We start from the raw sequence: 21578 nt of genomic DNA, 5'->3' as shown, positions 1-21578 counted from the left end.
CGCCACAGCCGAAGGCTCTAGGACGCGCTTTCGCCGACGCCAGGAGGAAGCGGGATCGTACGTTGTTCACGCAATTCCGGCGGAGGGTTGGCGTCAGCAGACCGTCAGAGTGGCGTTTGCCGCTTTGGTGCCCGAGACAAGCGACCGTTAGTCGGCTAAAGCGGAATTTTTTTGAACGATGGCGATATGGCACCGGTGCATGCGCTCGGTTCGATCGAGCTTGAGAGGCGAATGCCGAGGCATTGAGGGGAGGGCACGCAAGCAGCATCCGTGCTGCCATGGCGCCAGGAAAAGCGATCAGATGTTGTGATCGATATCCAGCAGGCTGAACGTCACTTTGCCGCCTTCAGTGGTGTAGCCGGTGTTGTCCTGCACGTACACGCCCGCCTTGAAATACAGCGGTTTGACCTTCCAGGACGGGTCGATAGTGGTTCTCCAGTTGTAACCCGCCGCGCTGATGCCCAACGCGCCCTTCGGGCTGAGGTGGATCATGTAGGTAAAGCTGCGGTCGAGCTTCACGCCGGTAGCGATGGTGATGACCTGGCCGGTTTCGTCGTCGGGGCGCATGCGTACCTTGGCGACGATGTTGCCGGTGGAACTGTAGGTCTTGTACTGGTACTCCAGTTTCACCATCGGACTGGTGCTGTCTTTGGCGTGGATCTGACCGATCACGATCTTGCCGCTACTGGGCACCTGGTTAACGGTTACGGCGGCACGCAGGATGTTGTCCGCTGCCGGGTACAGCCAATTGCGCAGGGTGCCGTCGCTGTAGGTTTCCCGCAGTTCGCTGCGCGGGTAAATCGCGTTTGCAGTCTTGGTGCCGGTCACCGGCGCCCAGAAGAACAGCGTGCCGGTGTCGGCGTGGAAATATTCGTCCTTGAACCCTTGTGCCAGCCGCGGCGTTTCGATGGTCATTGCCGGGCTGCCTTCGGGGATGCTCAAGTTCCAGGTGTTCAGATCGATCATGGTCGGATCCTGCGTAACGGGGCGTAAAAGTGCTGAGTACCAAAGCGGGAGGCTCTACTCCGAGCATTTGGAGTGTGTTGATCACGCAGGAAGGTGGTTTTTGAATCAACCATCCGGCGGACATTTGACGTCAATTGTCAGTCGGATATGTCAATTGCAGCATCTGTGCCCGGATGGATAACCGTTAGTCGGCAATTTATAGCTCGCCCTGAACGATTTCTCATCGATACGGTCGCCTGGGCGGGCACCATGGCGCTGCGGCCATGGCGCCCCGCAAAGCGTCTAGAGGTGATCGATATCCAGCAGGCTGAACGTCACGGTCGCGCCTTCAGTGGGATAACCGGTGTTGTCCTGCACGTACACGCCCGCCTTGAAGTACAGCGGTTTGTCGCTCCAAGTGGAGCTGATGGGGGAGCTCCACTGATAACCCGCGCCATTGATGGTCAGCACGCCGGTGGGGCTGAGATGGATCAGGTAAGAGAAGGACTGATTGAGCTTTATGCCCGTGGCGATGGTGATGACCTGACCCGACTCGTCATCGGGGCGCATGCGCACCTTGGCGACAATGTTGCCGGTGGAGCTGTAGGTTTTGTACTGGTACTCCAGTTTCACCATAGGGCTGGTGCTGTCCTTGGCATGGATCTGACCAATGACGACCTTGCCGGAGCTGGGCACCTGGCTGACGGCCAGGGTGGCGGCCAGCTTGTTGTCCGCCGCCGAGTACAGCCAATTGCGCAAGGTGCCGTTGCTGTAGGTTTCACGAAGTTCACTGCGCGGATAAATAGCATTAGCGGTCGTGGCGCCGGTCACCGGTGCCCAGAAAAACACCGTGCCGGAGTCGGCATGGAAATATTGGTTCTGGAACCCTTGCACCAGTTGAGAGGTTGCGATGGTCGTCGGTGGGCTACCTTCGGGGATACTCAGGTTCCAGGTGGCGAGATCAATCATGATCGGATCCTACATAGCGGGAGTGAAAATGCTGAGCGCCCAGCGAGAGGCTCTAGCTCGCGCTTGTAGGCGTATTAATCACGTCGAAGGGAAAATTTTTTGATAACCGTTCGGCGGATGTCTGACGTCAATTGTCCGTCGTAGATGTCTTTGCAGTTTCTGTGCCCGAGGAGGGTGACCGTTAGTCGGCTATTTCGGGCTTTGCCTGGATGATGGCGTGATGACACCTACTGCTTTTCAAAATCCCGGTCTAGAGTGAGGGGACAGTATTTGTCCGCTTTGCTACGTAAAAACGGACGTGGCGCCCGATAAGAGAAGCAGCATGGAATGCGCGCAACCAACGCCCGGCGAAGACAGCTCTGTCCTTTTGATTGTTGATGATTACCCTGAAAACCTGCTCAGCATGCGGGCCTTGTTGCAGCGCCAGGATTGGCAGGTCATGACCGCGTCCTCGGGGGTCGAGGCGCTTAACCTGCTGCTCGAACACGACATCGACCTGGTTCTGCTGGATGTGCAGATGCCCGACATGGACGGTTTCGAAGTGGCGCGCCTGATGCGCGGCAGTCAGCGCACGCGGCTCACGCCGATCATTTTCCTGACGGCCAACGAGCAATCCCAGGACGCGGTCATCAAGGGCTACGCCAGTGGCGCCGTGGATTACCTGTTCAAGCCCTTCGATCCGCAAATCCTCAAGCCCAAGGTCCAGGCGTTGCTCGAACACCAGCGCAATCGCCGGGCCTTGCAGCGCCTGAGCCAGGATCTCGAAGCGGCCAGGGCCTTCAATGCCTCGGTACTGGACAACGCCGCCGAAGGCATCCTGGTGGTGGATGAGAATGGGTGTATCCGTTTCGCCAACCCGTCGACCTGCCGTTTGCTCAATGCCACCGCCGAGCAGTTGCAGGGGATGCCGTTCCTGGATTTCCTGCAGAAACCCCACATCCCCGAGTGGGTCGATTCCCAGATCCAAAACGCTTACCGGCGGGGTGAAACCTGGCGATTGCATGACGCGGTGCTGCGCACGGCACCCGGCCAGCAAGTGTCGGTGGCCTTGTCCTGCGCGCCGCTGCCCTCGGAACAGAAGGCGATGGTGGTGACACTCCAGGATATGTCCGTGGTGCGCCACTTGCACCAGCAGCTCGAATACCAGGCCGTCACGGACCCGCTCACCGGTTTGCTCAACCGTCGGGGCTTCTACCAGACCGCGGAAAACCTGTTGATGCGCAGCGAGCGGCTGGAAAGCAATTGGGTGCTGCTGTACCTGGACCTCGATGGCTTCAAACGGGTCAATGACTCGCTGGGGCACGACGCCGGGGACCGGGTCCTGCGCTGGGTGTCGGAGCAGTTGAAGGCGTGCCTGCGTCCCTTCGATATCCTGGCGCGGCTGGGCGGTGACGAGTTCACGGCCCTGCTGGACCTGGAGTTTCCCGAGCAGGCGGCCAAGATCGCGGAGAAACTCATCGAGCGCGTCGCGATCTGCCAGCAGATCGAAGGCATGGACGTGGCGCTCGGCGCCAGCATCGGCATCGCGACGTACCCGGACTGTGGCGCCAACCTCGATGGCTTGCTACGGGCGTCCGATATCGCCATGTACGAAGCCAAGCGTGCCGGTCGCCAGCAATACCGTTTTTACGACCACGAAATGAACGGTCGAGCCCGTTCACGGCTGATGCTGGAAGAGAGCGTGCGCTCGGCCATCGAGAACCGCGATTTCAATATGGTCTACCAGCCCCAGGTAAGCATCGTCGACGGGCGGATCCGCGGTTTCGAGGCGCTGTTGCGCTGGCAGCACCCGAGCGTCGGGGATGTGCCGCCGGGCCTGTTCCTGCCGTTGCTGGAAGAGGCGCGATTGATCAGTCGGTTGGGCAGCTGGATTTATCATCGCAGCGCGGCCCAGCGCAAAGTCTGGGAGCGGTTGTTCGCTGACGACCTGGTGTTGGGGGTGAGTCTGAGCAGCACTCAGTTCGGCATGCCGAACCTGGTGACCGAGTTGCGCCAGGTCCTGGAACGCCATGCCTTGAAGCCTCGGCAGTTGGAGGTCGAGGTGACCGAGGATGCGCTGATGCGCAATCCCGATGAAACCCAAAAGCAATTGCGCCTGCTGCGCCAGCTCGGGGTGCGCGTGGCATTGGATGACTTCGGTTCTGGCCCGTGTTCGTTGGCGCATCTGCGCGACCTTGAACTCGATACCCTCAAGCTCGATCGGCACTTGATCGCCCGCCTGCCAGGGTCGCCCCGGGATGCCGCGTTGGCCGCCTCGGTCATCGACCTGTGTACGCAGTTGGGCTTGCGGGTGATCGCCGAAGGGGTGGAAACCCGCGAGCAGTATCTGTGGCTACAGGCCCATGGCTGCGAGTTCGTGCAGGGGTTCCTCGTGGCGCGACCGTTGATGGCCGAAGACACCAATGCCTTCGCCACGCCCTTCGACTGGAGCGCGGTGCAGGCCTGAATTCGCTACACTGGCGGCCTCTTGTGACTGTGTTGCCCGCCGATGACCGCGCTCAAATACCTCCAGGCCTACCCCGCCGCCCTGCAAGCCCAAGTGCAGCAATTGATTGCCCAGGATCGCCTGGGCGATTACCTGCAACAGCGCTACCCGGGTCGGCATCCGATCCAGAGCGACAAGGCGCTGTATGGCTATGCGCTGGACCTCAAGCAGCAATACCTGCGTAACGCGCCGGCCATCGACAAGGTGTTGTTCGACAGTCGCCTGGACCTGACCCACCGCGCCCTCGGCCTGCACACCGCGGTGTCGCGGGTGCAGGGCGGCAAGCTCAAGGCCAAGAAGGAAATCCGCATCGCGGCGCTGTTCAAGGACGCGGCCCCCGAGTTCCTGAAGATGATCGTGGTGCACGAACTGGCGCACTTCAAGGAATCGGACCACAACAAGGCCTTCTACCAGCTCTGCGAACACATGCTGCCGGGCTATCACCAGTTGGAATTCGACCTGCGGGTGTACCTGACCTGGCGTGACCTGCAACCTCACAAGGACTGATTGAATGGACGTGAGCAAGACCAAGACCAGTTTCTACCGTCGCCTGTACGTGGCTTACCTGATCGACAGCGGCCTGGCCTGCAACGTCCCGGCGCTCACCGAAGCCACCGGCATGCCCCGGCGCACGGCCCAGGACACGATCGTCGCGCTGGCTGACCTGGATATCGTGTGTGAATTCGAGCAGGAGGACGGCGCGCGCAACCATGCCGGGCGCTATCGGATTCGCGATTGGGGGGCGATCGATCGGGGGTGGATCGAGGAGAATCTGCAGCGGATCAAGGCGGTGCTCGAGTATCCCTGAATATGTCGTTGTCGGTGCGGGCCCCTTCGCGAGCAGGCTCGCTCCCACATTTTAATCATCTTCGTACACAGATTTTGTGTTCACTGAAGATCCACTGTGGGAGCGAGCCTGCTCGCGAAGACATTTTCAGGGCCGATGCATACCGATATGTGGAATCCCATCCTCCATGTATTCCACCCCCACCACTTCAAACCCGTACCGCCCGTAATACCCCTGCAGATGCGCCTGGGCCGACAATGAGATCGATGTCCCGGGCCAATGTTTCTCGGCCTGCTTGAGCCCTTGTTCCATCAGCGTGTGGCCCAACCCCTGGCCGCGCGCCTGGGGTGCGATGATCACGCGCCCGATCACCACGTCACTGTTTTGCGAATGCGGGTCGAGCAGGCGCAGGTAGGCCACCAGGTGGTTGTCGTGCCAGGCCATCAAGTGGCAGGTGTCGCCCTCCAGGTCCAGGCCGTCGACGTCCGGGTAGGCGCAGTTCTGCTCGACGACGAACACCTCGGCGCGCAATTTGAGGATGGCATACAGCTGTTCCTTGCTCAGGTCACTGTGATGTTTACAGACCCACTCGATATCCATTTTTTGAATTTCCTGAAGAACCTGATGCCGATATTAAGCGTGCTTGGCTTGGAAGTCTCTTGCTCGCGCGACCGGAAAATCTGTGACAAAGACCAAAATGCCATCATTCCTTTGTCGCGGTGCTCTCGTCTTTGTGTAATCTTCATGACAGCCCTGCGCAGCGGTTCCAATGAGCTAATGTTAGGACCGGGTGTCTGAGGACGCCTGTTGAGTTTCGGCTAAAAACAAACCGGGCTTTGAACCCGTCAAGGACGTTTGGCATGCCGCGATTGCATCGAGCTCTTGCATTGATCGGGTTGCTGTTGCTGAGCTACGAGGCCTGCGCGCAGAAGTTGCGCCTGGTCGCCGATGCCTGGCCGCCCTTTACCGATTCCACCTTGATCAATGGCGGCCTGGCGACCGATATCGTCAGCACGGCCCTGGCGCGGGCCGGCTACGCCACGGACTTCGAGCAGGTGCCCTGGGCCCGTGCGATGCTGGGCATCGGCGAGGGCCGCTATGACGTGCTGGTCAACGTCTGGTACAGCGAGGAGCGCACCCATATAGGCCGGTTCTCGGCCGAATACCTGCTCAACCGTGTGCGCTTCATCAAGCGCAAGGACGAGGCGATCCAGTTCGACAGCCTGCAACAGTTGCGTGCCTATCCCATCGCTGTCGTGCGCGGTTATGCCTACGCCAAGGCCTTCGATGAAGACCCGCAAATGCAGAAAGTCCCGGTGCATAACTTCGCCATGGCGGTGCGCATGCTGGCTGCCGACCGCGTGAAGCTGACCCTGGAAGACGAGTACGTCGCCCGCTATTACTTGGCCCGCGAATCGCCCAAGGTGCGCAGCGCCGTGGAGTTCCTGCCCAAGCCCCTGAGCGAAAACAGCCTGCACATCCTGGTCAGCCTGAAGAACCCGGAGCATGAGCAAATCGTGGCCGGGTTCGATCGGGAGATCGCGGCGATGAAGGCGGATGGGAGTTATGCGCGATTATTGAAGGCGCATGGGATGTAGGGTGTCTGGACGGGCCCTATCGCGAGCAAGCTCGCTCCCACAGGGGCCTGCTGTGACACAACGTCTGCGTACACCAACAATCCACTGTGGGAGCGAGCTTGCTCGCGATGAGGCCCATCCAAACACCACAACCCTCAAGCCTCGCTGGTGTCCTTGATCAGATGCGCCGCCAAGGTCCGCAACGGCCCCAACTGTCGACAGATCAACCCCAGTTGCGTCTGCACCAGGCGCTGCCCCTCGTCAATTTCATCGGGCATCTGCTCAAGCTCGCTGGCCAGGGCTTCCTCTTCGTCGCTCTGGATCGCAATGGGCTGTTTGCTCGCCAGGCCCTGGGCGATTTCGTCGATGCTCGCCGCCAGTTTCACCCCGGCACCGTCAATCAGTTGTTCGCGTACTTGCGTCGGCAGTTCGGTGCCCCGGTGGGCGCCCAGGCCGGACAGGTAACTGAGCAGGGTGTGGGACAGCACCAGAAAGCGGAACCCCACATCGGCTTCCTTCCGGAAATGCCCTGGCTCCATCAGCATGTTGGCCAGCGTAGTGGACAGCGCGGCATCGGCGTTGTGGGCGTTGCGGCGGGCCAGGCGGTAGGCCAGGTCGTCACTTTTACCGGCGGCGTATTGCTGCATGATCTGGCGTAGGTAAATGCTGTTGCAGGTCAGCGTGTTGGCCAGCACTTTGTTCAGTCGCCGACCTTGCCAGTCAGGCAGGAACAGGAAGACCGCCAGCCCGGCAATCAGGCTGCCGAGCAAGGTATCGAACAGCCGCGGCAGCAGCAGCCCATAGCCGTCGCCCACCTGGTTGAAGCAGAACAGCACCATGATGGTGATCCCGGCAGTTGCCAGGGTGTAGCGGGTGGTGCGGTTGGTAAAGAACACCACCCCGGCGGCAATGGCGAAGCTCGATTGCACCAGCGGATTGGGAAACAGGTCGAACAGCGCCCAGGCCACTGTCAGGCCAATGGCGGTGCCGATGATCCGCTGGCCGAGCTTGCGCCGGGTGGCGCCGTAGTTGGGTTGGCACACGAACAGCGTGGTGAGGATGATCCAGTAGCCCTGGGACGGGTGGATCATGTGCACCACGGCGTAACCCACGCTTAAAGCCAGGGGCAAGCGCAGGGCATGCCGGAACAGCAGCGAGGTGGGCGTGAGCTGGGTACGCAAGCGCAGCCAGACATCCTTGAGGTTGCGCGGCGAGCGGTCCAGCAGGCTGCTGTCGGTAGCGTCGGCCAGGGCGTCGGGGTTGCTCGCGTCGCTGAGCAGGCGGTCCAGGGTGCCAAGGTTCACCGACAGCGCTCGCAACGACCGCAGCAAGCCGCGCCAGGCCGGGTTGCTCTGGATGCGCAGGTGTTCGAGGGACGCGTGCAGGTCGTTGAGGGCCTCGGCGAAGGTGTCGTCGTAGACGAACGGCTGGCGCAGTTGGATCGATTCGGCCAGCGCCTGGCAGGCCTTGCCTTGCTGACGCAGCAGGCGCTGGCAGCGGAACAGCACGTCGCTGTGGAAGAAGGCTTCGGCCAGGGCGTTGTAGGGGTAGTGGGAAGAGCTGGCCCGTTCGTGAATGTCCTGGGCCAGGAAGTACAGCTTCAGGTAGCGACTGACTTTCGACCCGGGCCGGCCATTGCCGACGCGATGCAGGATGATTTCCTTCGCGCTGTTGAGTGCTGCGACCACCCGGCCGTTCTGCTGGGCCAGTTCCAGGCGGCGGGCTTCGACATCCAGTTGGCGGATCGGCTCCAGGAGCGACGATTTCAATTTCAGGTAGCGCCCCAGCTCACGAAACAGTCGCGCCAGGCTTTGTTGCACAGGCTGGTTGGAAAACAATGCCTGCCACACCACCGACAGCAAGCCGTACCACGCGGCACCGGCGACCAGTAGCAGGGGTTCATGCCAGAAATCGTTGACCGCGCCGCCGCGCTGATCCACGCCGATCATGGTGTAGACCGAAAGAATCAGCGTGGCCGAGGCGATTGCGCCATAGCGCTCACCCAGGGCGCCAAGCATGGTCAGGCCAAAGGCCGCCAGGGCCAGGGCGATGATGAACAGGACGGGGTAGGGGAACAGCAATTCCACCGACAACGCGGCGACACTGAAGCACACCAGGGTCACGGCCAGCGCATTGAGGCGGCCCTGCCAACTGTCATCGGTCTCGGCCAGGGCGCTGGCGATGATGCCCAGGAACAAGGGAATCAGCAGTGCCATTTCATCCAGGTACCAGCACAGCCCCATGCTGCCCGTCAGGGCGATGAAGACCCGCACGCTATAACTGAATTTATCCAACGCCCAAAGGCGACGCAAAGACTGACTAAACGAGTTCGCTGACATGAAGTGCACGGGCCTGACGGGCAATGACGCTAAATTGAGGCAGTAATGACGCCGACGCAATGGCGGCGATCACATCTGACAGCAAAAAGTGTTCCGGGGGACACCTGAGGCTACTTTATCTGTGGCGAGGGAGCTTGCTCCCGCTGGGCTGCGAAGCAGCCCCTTTGGTCTACGCGCGCTCTTTCAGATAGAGCACAGTGCCTTGTTTTGCGGCTGCTGCGCAGTCGAGCGGGAGCAAGCTCCCTCGCCACAAAAGCAGGCTCAGCATCGATTCAGACGTACTGCGCAGCCGCGTAACCCGACGCCCAGGCCCATTGGAAGTTGAACCCGCCCAGGTGCCCGGTGACGTCCAGCACTTCGCCGATAAAATACAGGCCAGGGCTTTTCAACGATTCCATGGTCTTGGACGAGACTTCCCGGGTGTCGACGCCGCCGAGGGTGACTTCGGCGGTGCGGTAGCCTTCGGTGCCGGCGGGGACGACGTTCCAGCTCGCCAGTTTCTCGGCGATGTCCGCCAGCTCCGCGTGGGTGTATTGCTTCATGGGTTTGGACACGAACCAGGTGTCGGCCAGCAGGTTGGCCATCTTCTTGGTGAACAGCTCGCCCAGCAGGGTCTTGAGTTCGCTGTTGGGGCGTTCGGCCTGTTGCTGCTGCAGCCATTGCGGCACGTCGTGGTCAGGCAGCAGGTTGATCTGCACCGTGTCCCCCGGTTCCCAGAACGAGGAAATCTGCAGGATTGCCGGCCCGCTCAGGCCGCGATGGGTGAACAGGATGTTCTCGCGAAAACTCTGGTCGTTGCAGCTCACCAGGCAATCCACCGAAGTGCCCGACAGTTCGGTGCACAGGGCCTTGAGCTGATCGGTGATGGTGAACGGCACCAGCCCGGCGCGGGTCGGCAGCAGCGCATGGCCAAACTGTTTCGCCACCTGATAACCGAAGCCGGTTGCCCCCAGGGTCGGGATCGACAGCCCACCGGTGGCGATTACCAGGGATTGGCAGGCGAGGGTGCCGAGGGTGGTTTGCAGCAGGTAGCCGCCGTCGGTTTTTTCGATCTGCGTGATCGACGTGTCCAGGTGCAGGCTGACGCCGGCCTGGTCGCACTCATCCAACAGCAGGCCGAGGATGTCGCTGGACTTGTTATCGCAGAACAACTGGCCGAGCTTTTTCTCGTGATAGGGCACGCCGTGCTTGGCCACCAGCGCGATGAAATCCCACTGGGTGTAGCGGGCCAGGGCCGACTTGCAGAAGTGCGGGTTCTGCGAGAGGAAATTGCTCGGCTCGGTGTACATGTTGGTGAAATTGCAACGCCCACCGCCGGACATGAGGATCTTTTTGCCGGCCTTGTTGGCGTGGTCCAGCAGCAGCACCTGCCGCCCGCGCGCGGCTGCGGTCAGCGCACACATCAACCCCGCGGCGCCAGCGCCAATGATCACGACTTCGGTAGAGCGCAAAACGGTGTCCTCTAAATGTATGGGGTCTGGCAGGAGTTCGCTCTTGTGGCGAGGGAGCTTGCTCCCGCTCGAGCGCGAAGCGGTCGCAAGACCAACGAACGCGAACTGTCTGAAGAGCCGCGCTTATAGTTTTTAGGGCTGCTGCGCAGCCCAGCGGGAGCAAGCTCCCTCGCCACAGGGTAAGCCAACAGCAATCAGAGGATCCGCACCCGCAACGAGCGGCCCTTGATCTTGCCATCGTTCAGGCGTTGCAGGGCCTGTTTGGCGATGCCGCGTTCCACGGCCACGTAGGCCTGGAAATCGAAGATCGCGATCTTGCCGACCTGGGCACCGGGGATGCCGGCCTCGCCGGTCAGGGCGCCGAGGATGTCGCCGGGGCGGACCTTGTCCTTGCGCCCGGCGCCGATGCACAGGGTGCTCATGGCCGGCAACAGCGGGCCGCCGCCCTGGGGCTTGAGATTGTCCAGTTGGTCCCAGCTCAGTGGCGACTTCTGCAGTTGCTCGATGGCCTGGGCGCGGTGGGCTTCGGACGGCGCCACCAGGCTGATGGCGATGCCTTTCTCACCGGCGCGACCGGTGCGGCCGACGCGGTGGATGTGGATTTCCGAGTCCCGGGCCAGTTCGACGTTGATCACCATGTCCAGGGCATCGATGTCCAGGCCGCGGGCCGCCACGTCAGTGGCCACCAGCACCGAGGTGCTGCGGTTGGCGAACATCGCCAGTACCTGGTCGCGGTCGCGCTGTTCCAGGTCGCCGTGCAGGCCGACGGCAGAAATGCCCTTGGATGTCAGGTGGTCGACGGTTTCCTGGACCTGCTGCTTGGTGAAGCAGAACGCCACGCAGGAGGCCGGGCGGAAATGCGCCAGCACCTTGACCACCGCGTCCATGCGCTCCTCGGGGGAGATTTCGTAGAAGCGCTGCTCGATCTGCGCGTCGGAGTGAAACGCCTCGGCCTTCACTTGCTGCGGATTGCGCATGAACTTGGACGACAGTTGCTTGATGCCCACCGGGTAGGTGGCGGAGAACAGCAGCGTCTGGCGGCGTTCCGGGGTCTGCTGGATGATGTCTTCGATGGCGTCGTAGAAGCCCATGTCGAGCATGCGGTCGGCTTCGTCGAGGATCAGCGTGTTGAGGCCGTCGAGGACCAGCGAACCCTTGCGCAGGTGCTGCTGGATGCGCCCTGGGGTGCCGACGATGATGTGGGCGCCGTGCTCGAGGGAAGCGATCTGCGGGCCGAAGGACACGCCGCCGCACAGGGTCAGGACCTTGATGTTGTCTTCGGCGCGGGCCAGGCGACGGATTTCCTTGGCAACCTGGTCGGCCAGCTCGCGGGTCGGGCACATCACCAGTGCCTGGCAGCCGAAGAAGCGTGGGTTGATCGGGTTCAGCAGGCCGATGCCGAAGGCGGCGGTCTTGCCGCTGCCGGTCTTGGCCTGGGCGATCAGGTCCATGCCTTTGAGGATCACCGGCAAGCTTTGCGCCTGGATCGGCGTCATCTGGGCATAACCGAGTGATTCGAGGTTAGCCAGCATGGCGGCGGACAGCGGCAAAGTATTAAAAGCGGTGGCAATGGTGGTCACGGGACTGGCCTGCAAAACAAAATGTCGCGCAGTGTAGCAGCCTCGTGCCACTTTCTTCGAAAGTTCTGGACGAGCTGTGGGGGCCAAACGGCAGAACTGTTTAGTCCGGGGGATGGTGGAACCCGTGGCGAGAGAGCTTGCTCCCGCTGGGTTGCGCAGCAACCCCAAACCGGCCAACACGGTGTGCCTGGAAGTTCGCGTCGCCTGGATTGCGACTGCTGCGCAGCCGAGCGGGAGCAAGCTCCCTCTCCACAAAAGCCAAAAGCCAAAAGTTTCCCGATCCCCCTGGAAACTAGTGCTCGATATGCTCATCCGGTCGCTTGTTCCGCCGCCCGTCCTGCTTCGACAACTGGGAAAAAATCGTCGCCGCCAGCATCGCCATGATCCCCACCGTCACGAACGTCAGTTGGAACGCGCCCAGCACGGTGTCCACCCCGTCGTTGCCCACCTGGGCGGTAAAGCCGCCGAGCAGGGCGCCGGCGCAGGCCACGCCGAGGCTCAGGGACAGTTGCGCCACCACCGACAGCAGGCTGTTGCCGCTGCTGGCGTTGGCGTCGTCCAGGTCAATCAGGGTCACGGTATTCATCGCGGTGAATTGCAGCGAGTTGATCGCCCCCAGCACCGCCAGTTGCGCCAGCAGCAGCCAGTACGGCGTCTGTTCGCTGACCAGGCCCATGCTTGCCAGCATCACGCCCAGGGCCACGGTGTTGCCGGTCAGGACGATGCGATAGCCCAGGCGTTCGATCAACGGGCGAGCCACGGACTTGGCGACCATGGCCGCCGCCGCCAGAGGCAGCATGCTCATGCCGGCCTGGGACGGTGAGTAACCCAGGGCGACTTGCAGCAGCAACGGCACCAGGAACGGCAAGGCGCCGCTGCCCAGGCGCGCGAACAGGTTGCCGAGGATGCCCACGGCGAAGGTCCGGGTCTCGAACAGCGACGGCGGGAACAATGCGTTCTCGACGTGCCCGGCCCGCAACCAATAGGCCGCCAGGCAGGCCATGCCGCCGAACAGCAGCAACATCACCCGCAGGTGCGGCAAATGCAGTTCACCCAAACCTTCCATGGCGATGGTGATCAGCACCATCGCCGCGCCGAACAGCAGGAACCCCAGCCCATCGAACCGGGTGCGCTCGCTGCCACGCAGGTCGGGGATGTATTTCCACACCGCATAACAACCGATCACGCCCACCGGCAGGTTGATGATGAAGATCCAGTGCCAGGTCAGGTACTCGACCATCCAGCCGCCCATGGTCGGCCCGATCAGTGGGCCGAGCAGGCCGGGAATGGTGATGAAGCCCATGATCCGCACCAGCTCCGAGCGCGGATACGCCCGCAGCACCACCAGCCTGCCCACAGGCAGCATCAGCGCACCGCCCAGGCCCTGGATGACTCGGGCGCCGATCAGCATGCTCAACGAATTGGACAGGGCGCACAGCAGGGAGCCGAAGCTGAACAACAGGATCGCCCCGAAGAAAATCTTCTTGGTGCCGAAGCGGTCGGCGACCCAGCCCGACGCCGGGATCAGCAGCGCCACGGTGAGCATGTAGGCAATGATCACGCCCTGCATGCGCAACGGGTTCTCCGCCAGGTCACTGGCCATGGCGGGCAGGGCGGTGTTGAGGATGGTCCCGTCCAGGGACTGCATGAAGAAGGCAATCGCCACGACCCACGGAAGCCAGCGGGCGGTGACGGCGTCGAGCGGAGCGCGGTTGGGCATGGGACCTCTTGTATGAAAAGTGAACAATTACCTGCGGCGAGGGGCGCTCTTGTGGCGAGGGAGCTTGCTCCCGCTCGGCTGCGAAGCAGTCGCAATCCAGGCGACGCGATCTTTCAGGTACACCGTGTTGGCTGGTTTGGGGGGCTTCGCACCCCAGCGGGAGCAAGCTCCCTCGCCACTGGGTACAAGGCCCCCTTCTTGGTATTACAGGGTCAAGGTCAACCGCTTGACCAATGCCCCCGGCAACAGCATCGAGGCCGTCGCCCGCTGGCTGTAGGTGCTGGCCGAGAGCAGAAGTTCCCGCTCTCGGGTCAGGCCTTCGAGTTGCGAGCCGAGCAGGCTGTAGACGCTGTCGTCGAAACGCATGGTACTGACCGGCGCGACGATCTGGCCATTCTCGACCCAGAACGTGGCGAAGCGGGTCATGCCGGTCAGGCGCGCCGCCGGTTGGTCGGAGTAATTCAGGTACCAGAGGTTGCTGATGTACAGCCCGGTGCCAAGTTGTTCGAGGACGTATTTTTGCTCCAGCTGTCCGCCCTGCATGTCCAGTGCCGTGGGGTATTCGTAGCGGCTGGCGCCATTGGCCACGAGGCTGTATTCGGCGGCGCTGCGTGAGTTGATCAATTGCGCATTGGCCGTGCCCTTGGCGATCAGGCCCAAGTCATCGCGGGGATAACCTTCGTCGGAAAAAGCGGGGCTCAAGGAGCCGCTGACCTGCTCGCTCAGCCACACGTTGGGGCTGAAGTGAGCTTCGCCGGCGTAGAACTTCTGCAACGGGCTCTGCTTGCTGGCAATGGCCTGGGCCGAAAACCCGCCCCAACTGAGCATGCCCATGATCTCTTCCAGGGCGGCCGGCGCCAGGTAGGCGCGGTATTCGCCGGGTGGCAACGTGCGCAGCGGACGGCCGAGAAACGCCAGTTGCTCGCGGGCCTGTTCGAAGCGCCGGGCAAATCCGTCACTGCTCCATTCATGCCCGGCGTAGCTGGCTTTCACCGCCTGGCCGTTTTCATGGAACAGGCTGAAATCGAAGTTGAAGCTGTTGGCTTGGTGCCAGCCGAACGCGCCCGAAGAACTGGCGAAACCTCGGCTGATGGGCCCGGCAGCGTAGAACCCCACCAGGTCGAGGCCTTCGGCGGCGCGGGTGATTTCAGCCACGGCCTGTTCGGTGTCCGGCAGCGGATGCTCCTGCACGTTGTGGCTCTGCCAGTGGTCGGGGTTGAGCAGCAGGTAAGGATCGGCGGGCAGCAGGGGCAAGGTTTCGCGCAACTGTTGCAGGCCTTCGGCCAGGCGTTGCAGGTCGGTCTCGGGGTCGCCGGACAGGGTGATCTGCAAGTCGGCGTGGCGACCGTCGTCGATCAGTTTGAAGCTGACATTGGCCTGCTGCACCTGCCCGGCCTGGCGGACCTTGCCGTGGTTGAAACGCACGAAGGCCGAAGACTCGGCGGCGTAGCCGAGGGTGAACTGTTCAGGCTCACGAAGGGCATCGCGCAGCCAGTCGACCAACGCCTTGAACGCTCCGGCCTGATTATTGACAGTGCTCATCAGGCATCTCCCCCAAACACATCAACGTTGCTGAACACGCAGGCAGGCGACGCATGGCCGACGCGGATGACCTGGTTCGGTTCGCCCTTGCCGCAGTTCGGCGTGCCCAAAACCTGGAGGGTACTGGCATCGCCCACGGCGCGCAGACTCTTCCAGAATTGCGCGGAAATACCCCGGTAGTTGGGGTTCTTGACCACGCCCTTGAGCTCGCCGTTCTCGATCAACTGGCCCCACTCGCAGCCGAACTGGAACTTGTTGCGGGCGTCGTCGATGGACCAGGAGCGGTTGGTGCGCATCAGCACGCCATGTTCGGTGCCTTGGATCAGTTGTTCCAGGGACTGGTCGCCGGGTTCGATGTTCAGGTTCGCCATGCGGTCGATGGGCGGGCGGTTCCAGCCGCAGGCGCGGCTGTTGGCGACACCGTCGAGGCCGGCGCGGAACTGCGACAACGCACCGCCCAATGGACGCAGCAACAGACCTTCGCGGATCAGGAACTGTTTGCTGGCGGCGCTGCCGTCGTCGTCATGGCTGTAGCTCGCCAGCTCCTCGGGGATGTCCGGGTCGAAGGTCACGTTCAATAGGCTGGAGCCGTATTGCAGGTGGCCGAAATCGCTGGCCTTGACAAAGCTGGTGCCGGCGTAATTGCGCTCGTCCCCGAGGATGCGGTCCAGTTCCAGCGGATGACCGATGGACTCATGGATCTGCAGCATCATCTGGTCGGGCATCAGCAGCAGGTCGCGGGGGCCTTGCGGCGTGTTCGGCGCCATCAGCAACTGCAGGGCCTGGTCGGCGATTTTTGTCCCGGCACCGATCAGGCCGCAGCGGCTGATCACATCGAAGCCACCTTGCTGGCCGAAATTTTCCCGACCCAGGGTGCGGGTCTGGCTGTCGTGGCCGTCGAAGGCGGTGACTTCCAGGGCCGGGTAGATGAAGCGCTGGGCCTGGCGCAGTTCGGCGCCGGCACTGTTGAGGTAGATCTGCTCGACCTGGGTCAGGCCGATGCTGGCCTGCCAGTTCACCAGGCGCTCGTCCCGGGGCACCGCGGCCGATTCGTCGCCGAGCAATTGGTAGCAATCGCTCAGGGGCGGGAAGGCCTGGTCGAAATGCGGCGAGAAGTAATCGGCGCGGTCGCTGGACACTGCTTGCTCGCGCAGATCGAGCAGGGCATGGGGCTTGAGCTGGCGCGCGTGTTGCTCGGCGCGCTCGAGTGCCGCTTGAAGGCCGGCCTGGGACAAGTCGTTGGTGGCGGCATACGCCTCGACCCCGTTGACCCGCGCGGTGAGCATCGCACCTTCGTCACGGCCCAGACTCGGCGGTTCGGCGACGTTCTTGCGCACCGACAAATGCTGGCCGGATTCACGCACGTAGCGCAGGGAAAAGAATTCAGCGCCCGTGCGCAAGGCAGCAAAACGCTGCTTGAGCTGGGGGTGGAAGTCGAACATGAAACCTCCTTGTCTGGAGTGGCGATGCAGCGAGGTGCGGCGTGTTGACGCGGTGGCTCTAGAGTAGGCCTGGGGTGGGGGAGGGATCAAGGTGGGAAGGAATCAAGGCGTGTCAGGTTGGACGCCATCGCGAGCAGGCTCGCTCCCACATTGGATCTTCAGCGACCACAAAATCTGTGTCCGCCGCAAACCCTTGTGGGAGCGGGCTTGCTCGCGAAAGCGGTGTAACAGGCAGAGAAGATGTTGGCTGTGAGGGCCCCTTCGCGAGCAAGCCCGCTCCCACAGTTGATGGTTGTCGGGCACAAAAGCTGTGTCCGCCGCAGATCCCTTGTGGGAGCGAGCTTGCTCGCGATGGCGGTGCAGCGCCTTACTGGGCGGTTGGTCCCACTTCACGCAACGGCTTGCCGCGCACCGGCGCGTCACCCGCCACGTAGTACGGTGCGGTGCTGCGTGGCAGGGGCTTGCGGCCGCGGATCTTGTCGGCGATTTTCTCGGCGATCATGATCGTCGGCGCGTTCAGGTTGCCGGTGGTGATGATGGGCATGATCGAGGCGTCTACCACGCGCAGCCCTTGCATGCCATGCACGCGGCCTTCGCCGTCCACCACGGCCATGTCGTCGGTGCCCATCTTGCACGAGCAGGACGGGTGGAACGCGGTTTCGGCGTGTTCGCGGATGAACTGGTCCAGTTGCGCATCCGTCTGTACGTCGATGCCCGGGCTGATCTCGCGACCCCGGAACGGGTCGAGCGCCGGTTGCTGCATGATCTCGCGGGTCAGGCGGATCCCGTCGCGAAATTCCTGCCAGTCCTGCTCGGTCGCCATGTAGTTGAACAGGATGCTCGGGTGCTGGCGCGGGTCCTTGGACTTGGCCTGGATCCGGCCACGGCTTGGCGAGCGCATGGAGCCCATGTGGGCCTGGAAACCGTGTTCCTTCACGCCGTTGCTGCCGTTGTAGTTAATCGCCACCGGCAGGAAGTGATACTGGATGTTCGGCCAATCGAATTCCGGGCGGGTGCGGATGAAACCACCGGCCTCGAACTGGTTGCTGGCGCCGATACCGGTGCCGTTGAACAGCCATTCGGCACCGATGGCCGGCTGGTTGTACCAGAGCAGCGAAGGGTACAGCGAGACCGGTTGGGTGCAGGCGTATTGCAGGTACAGTTCGAGGTGATCCTGCAGGTTTTCGCCGACGCCGGGCAGGTCGTGGACCACCGGGATGTCGAGGCTTTCCAGCAGCTTGGCCGGGCCGACGCCGGAGCGTTGCAGGATCTGTGGCGAGGCGATGGCGCCGGAGCACAGCAGCACTTCCTTGCGCGCCCGGGCTTCGACGCGCTCTTCGGCGGCGCCCACCAGGTAACGCACGCCGACCGCCCGTTTGCCTTCGAACAGGATCTTGTCGGTCAGGGCGTGGGTGACGATGGTCAGGGTCGAGCGCTTCTTGGCGACGTCCAGGTAACCGCGCGCGGTGCTGGCGCGACGGCCGTTGGGCGTGACGGTACGGTCCATCGGGCCGAAACCTTCCTGCTGGTAGCCGTTGAGGTCTTCGGTGCGTGGGTAACCGGCCTGCACGCCGGCCTCGACCATGGCGTGGAACAGCGGGTTGTTACCGGCCTTGGGCGTGGTCACGCTGACCGGGCCGTCACCGCCGTGGTAGTCGTTCGGGCCGATATCGCGGGTTTCGGCTTTGCGGAAATACGGCAGGCAATCGAGGTAGGTCCAGTCTTCCAGGCCCGGTAGCTTGGCCCAGTTGTCATAGTCCAGGGCGTTGCCGCGGATGTAGCACATGCCGTTGATCAGCGAAGAACCGCCCAGACCTTTGCCGCGACCGCACTCCATGCGGCGGCCGTTCATGTGCGGCTCCGGGTCGGTCTCGTAGGCCCAGTTGTAGCGCCGGCCTTGCAGCGGGAACGCCAGGGCGGCGGGCATTTGCGTGCGGAAGTCCAGGCGATAGTCCGGGCCACCGGCCTCGAGCAGCAGGACGGTGACGCCTTCGTCTTCGGTCAGGCGGGTGGCCAGGGTATTACCGGCCGAGCCGGCACCGATGATGATGTAATCGAATTCTTGGGACATGAAATGCACCCTCTTTTTGAATTGGGTTCAGGTCGCGCTCCTCGAGTGCCACGTTCTCCGTGGCGAGGGAGCTTGCTCCCGCTTGGCTGCGCAGCAGTCGCAAACAGGGCGACCGTGTTCTGTCTGGATGAGCTTGGAGCCTGAAGTCGGGGCCGCTTCGCGGCCCAGCGGGAGCAAGCTCCCTCGCCACAAAAGGCCCCGGCCTCAGGCTCGGTGTCAGATCAGAACACCGACGCGTAATCGCCCAGTTCGACCTGTACCGACTTGATGCGGGTGAAGTTGTTCAGCGAGCTGATACCGTTCTCCCGACCCACGCCCGATTGCTTGTAGCCACCGACCGGCATTTCGGCCGCCGATTCGCCCCAGGCGTTGATCCAGCAGATGCCGGCTTCGAGCTGGTGGATCACGCGGTGGGCGCGGTTCAGGTCGCGGGTCACGACGCCGGCGGCCAGGCCGAAGTCGGTGTCGTTGGCGCGGCGGATCACTTCTTCTTCGGTGTCGTAGGTGAGGATGCTCATTACTGGGCCGAAGATTTCTTCACGCACGATGGTCATCTCATCGGTGCAGTCGGTGAACACGGTCGGGGCGACGAACGCGCCCTTGGCCAATGCGCCTTCGGTCAGGCGACCGCCGCCGCACAGCAGGCGCGCGCCTTCGGCTTTGCCTTTCTCGATGTAGCCCAGCACGCTTTCCATGTGGGCGAAGCTCACCAGCGGGCCGAAATTGGTGTTTTCGTCCTCTGGGTTGCCGACGCGGATGCGCGCCACGCGCTCGGCGATCTTGGCTTCGAAGGCGGCCTTGAGGTGGCTCGGCACGAACACGCGGGTGCCGTTGGTGCAAACTTGGCCGGAGCTGTAGAAGTTGGCCATCATCGCGGTGTCGGCGGCACGATCCAGGTCGGCGTCGTCGAAGATGATCAGCGGCGACTTGCCGCCCAGCTCCATGGTCACGTCCTTGAGCGAAGAGCTCGAGGCGCTGGCCATGACTTTCTTGCCGGTGTCGGTGCCGCCGGTGAAGGAGATTTTTTCGATGCGCGGGTGTTCGGTCAGCCAGGTGCCGACTTCACGGCCGCTGCCGGTCAATACGTTGAACACACCTGCTGGAACGCCGGCTTCGGTGTAGATCTCGGCCAGTTTCAGGGTGGTCAGCGAGGTAACTTCGCTCGGCTTGAAGATCATCGCGTTGCCAGCCGCCAGGGCCGGGGCGGACTTCCACAGGGCGATCTGGATCGGGTAGTTCCACGCGCCGATACCGGCCACCACGCCCAGGGGCTCGCGACGGGTGTAGACGAATGACGTGGTGCGCAGCGGCACCTGCTCGCCTTCGATGGCGGGCACCAGGCCGGCGTAGTATTCCAGCACGTCGGCGCCGGTGACGATGTCGACGTAGCGGGTTTCGGAGTAGGCCTTGCCGGTGTCGAGGGTTTCCAGGGCGGCCAGTTCATCGTTGCGCTCGCGCAGGATGTCCACGGCGCGGCGCAGGATGCGCGAGCGCTGCATGGCGGTCATGGCGGCCCAGACTTTCTGGCCCTTTTCGGCGCTGACCACGGCGCGCTCGACGTCCTCGAACGTCGCGCGCTGCACCAGGGCGAGTACTTCACCGTTGGCCGGGTTGATGGCTTCGAAAGTGGCGTCGCCGCTGGCATTGCTGTACGCGCCATCGATGTAGAGTTTTTGCAGTTCGAAACGGGCCATAAAGTCCTCGCAAGTGCATGAGTGGTTGGCTGCCCACCGAGCGTGTCGTTTATAGCTGACTACGCGCTGCGGCGGCGGTTCAGGAGTCGAGCGGTTCTGTGTGCTCTGGCGCCCCTGCCTTGGCCAGTTGGAAATCCATGTATTCGTAAGCGATCTGGTGCGCCTGGGCGGTATCGAACGCGTCTCCCGACAGCGCTCCGCGCAGCCACAAACCGTCAATCAGCGCGGCCAGGCCCCGTGCCGCGCTGCGTGCCTGATCAACGGGCAGCACGCGGCGGAACTGGCAACACAGGTTGGAATACAGACGGTGATCGTTGATCCGCTGCAACCTGTGCAAAGACGGGTGGTGCATGCTGGTGGCCCAGAAGGCCAGCCAGGTTTTCATTGCCGGGCCATTGACCTGGCTGGCGTCGAAGTTGCCTTCGATGATCACCTTGAGGTGAGCCCGGGGGCTTGCATCCTCCAGCGCTTGGCGGCGCGCGGTGACGTTCTCGCTCAGGACACTCATCAGGTACTGGGCCGTGGCCGCGATCAGGCCGTTCTTGTCCTGAAAGTAGTGACTGATGATGCCGTTGGAGACACCGGCCAAACGAGCGATCAGCGCAATGCTGGCATCCCCCATGCCGACCTGATCGACCGCTTGCAACGTGGCTTCGATCAATTGTTGGCGGCGGATGGGTTGCATACCGACCTTGGGCATCTAGCACATCTCCTTAGGCCCGCAGGCGGACGAGTGCAGTCCGTCATGGCGAGGGCCAGTCTATTTTGTTTTGATTGAACGTTCAATCAACAAAGAATAAGCTCTGCGACAATTCGTCGCGATTTGCCGAAATTTCCTACGCGTAAATGGCGCAGAAGCGAGACATCAAGGACCCAAGACCCACGCATTACGGGGGCAAGGGCTTTAAGGGTGTCTTTATAACATCCGCCGGTCGGCTGCCCACTGACCGATTGGTCGGGTACCGCGTTGCCTTGT

General features: G+C 62.5%; 16 protein-coding genes. 4 read left to right on the top strand and 12 right to left on the bottom strand.

The window, feature by feature from the left end; translation table 11 throughout:
- Positions 1–297: 297 nt before the first annotated feature.
- Positions 298–966 (bottom strand): polysaccharide lyase family 7 protein, encoded by a 669-nt coding sequence (locus AC515T_RS27025; protein ID WP_496530660.1) that lies wholly within the window; start codon positions 964–966, stop codon positions 298–300.
- A 282-nt stretch (positions 967–1248) separates the two neighbouring features.
- Positions 1249–1914, bottom strand: coding sequence for a polysaccharide lyase family 7 protein (locus AC515T_RS27020; protein WP_496530659.1), 666 nt, complete (start codon positions 1912–1914; stop codon positions 1249–1251).
- Positions 1915–2236: 322 nt separating this feature from the next.
- Here AC515T_RS27020 and AC515T_RS27015 point away from each other — a divergent pair, with 322 nt between their 5' ends.
- From AC515T_RS27015 to AC515T_RS27005, 3 genes are read left to right on the top strand one after another with little or no spacing between them, the layout of a single operon-like run.
- Positions 2237–4360 carry a putative bifunctional diguanylate cyclase/phosphodiesterase gene (locus tag AC515T_RS27015; RefSeq protein ID WP_496530658.1) on the top strand — a complete coding sequence of 708 codons (2124 nt, stop codon included), beginning with the start codon at positions 2237–2239 and terminating at the stop codon, positions 4358–4360.
- 42 nt (positions 4361–4402) lie between these two features.
- Positions 4403–4906: a M48 metallopeptidase family protein gene (locus AC515T_RS27010; RefSeq protein ID WP_122566584.1), complete on the top strand. Its 504-nt coding sequence runs from the start codon at positions 4403–4405 to the stop codon at positions 4904–4906.
- A 4-nt stretch (positions 4907–4910) separates the two neighbouring features.
- Positions 4911–5207 carry a winged helix-turn-helix domain-containing protein gene (locus tag AC515T_RS27005; protein WP_496530657.1) on the top strand — a complete coding sequence of 99 codons (297 nt, stop codon included), beginning with the start codon at positions 4911–4913 and terminating at the stop codon, positions 5205–5207.
- Between the two features lie 126 nt (positions 5208–5333).
- Here AC515T_RS27005 and AC515T_RS27000 read toward each other — a convergent pair whose 3' ends face one another.
- A complete protein-coding gene (locus AC515T_RS27000; RefSeq protein ID WP_496530656.1) occupies positions 5334–5786 on the bottom strand; it encodes a GNAT family N-acetyltransferase in 453 nt (150 codons plus the stop codon).
- A 260-nt stretch (positions 5787–6046) separates the two neighbouring features.
- Between AC515T_RS27000 and AC515T_RS26995 the strand changes: the two genes are divergently transcribed.
- Entirely contained in the window at positions 6047–6784 is a 738-nt protein-coding gene (locus AC515T_RS26995; RefSeq protein ID WP_496530655.1) for a substrate-binding periplasmic protein, read from the top strand.
- A gap of 134 nt (positions 6785–6918) precedes the next feature.
- On the opposite strand, the gene yccS is transcribed toward AC515T_RS26995, so the two are convergent.
- The 9 genes from yccS to betI all read right to left on the bottom strand — a co-directional run bounded on the left by yccS (position 6919) and on the right by betI (position 21302).
- Positions 6919–9102, bottom strand: a complete 2184-nt coding sequence (yccS, locus tag AC515T_RS26990; RefSeq protein ID WP_496530654.1) for a YccS family putative transporter — start codon at positions 9100–9102, stop codon at positions 6919–6921.
- 272 nt (positions 9103–9374) lie between these two features.
- Positions 9375–10553 (bottom strand): BaiN/RdsA family NAD(P)/FAD-dependent oxidoreductase, encoded by a 1179-nt coding sequence (locus tag AC515T_RS26985; RefSeq protein WP_496530653.1) that lies wholly within the window; start codon positions 10551–10553, stop codon positions 9375–9377.
- A gap of 194 nt (positions 10554–10747) precedes the next feature.
- Positions 10748–12085 carry an ATP-dependent RNA helicase DbpA gene (gene dbpA, locus AC515T_RS26980; RefSeq protein WP_230149652.1) on the bottom strand — a complete coding sequence of 446 codons (1338 nt, stop codon included), beginning with the start codon at positions 12083–12085 and terminating at the stop codon, positions 10748–10750.
- A gap of 340 nt (positions 12086–12425) precedes the next feature.
- Positions 12426–13853 (bottom strand): multidrug transporter subunit MdtD, encoded by a 1428-nt coding sequence (gene mdtD / locus AC515T_RS26975; RefSeq protein WP_496530652.1) that lies wholly within the window; start codon positions 13851–13853, stop codon positions 12426–12428.
- Positions 13854–14057: 204 nt separating this feature from the next.
- The gene (locus AC515T_RS26970) at positions 14058–15395 is read right to left on the bottom strand and encodes a TldD/PmbA family protein (RefSeq protein ID WP_496530651.1); all 1338 of its coding nucleotides are present in this window, start codon (positions 15393–15395) and stop codon (positions 14058–14060) included.
- Positions 15395–16837: a TldD/PmbA family protein gene (locus tag AC515T_RS26965; RefSeq protein ID WP_496530650.1), complete on the bottom strand. Its 1443-nt coding sequence runs from the start codon at positions 16835–16837 to the stop codon at positions 15395–15397. The genes AC515T_RS26970 and AC515T_RS26965 overlap by 1 nt, the downstream gene beginning before the upstream one ends.
- Before the next feature lie 367 nt (positions 16838–17204).
- Positions 17205–18908 carry a choline dehydrogenase gene (gene betA, locus AC515T_RS26960; protein ID WP_496530649.1) on the bottom strand — a complete coding sequence of 568 codons (1704 nt, stop codon included), beginning with the start codon at positions 18906–18908 and terminating at the stop codon, positions 17205–17207.
- Between the two features lie 221 nt (positions 18909–19129).
- The gene (betB, locus tag AC515T_RS26955; protein ID WP_496530648.1) at positions 19130–20602 is read right to left on the bottom strand and encodes a betaine-aldehyde dehydrogenase; all 1473 of its coding nucleotides are present in this window, start codon (positions 20600–20602) and stop codon (positions 19130–19132) included.
- Positions 20603–20681: 79 nt separating this feature from the next.
- A complete protein-coding gene (betI, locus tag AC515T_RS26950) occupies positions 20682–21302 on the bottom strand; it encodes a transcriptional regulator BetI (RefSeq protein ID WP_122566596.1) in 621 nt (206 codons plus the stop codon).
- Between the last annotated feature and the right edge of the window lie 276 nt (positions 21303–21578).

The organism is Pseudomonas sp. FSO-7, from assembly GCF_059579345.1.
This window is presented reverse-complemented; position numbering and strand designations above follow the sequence as displayed.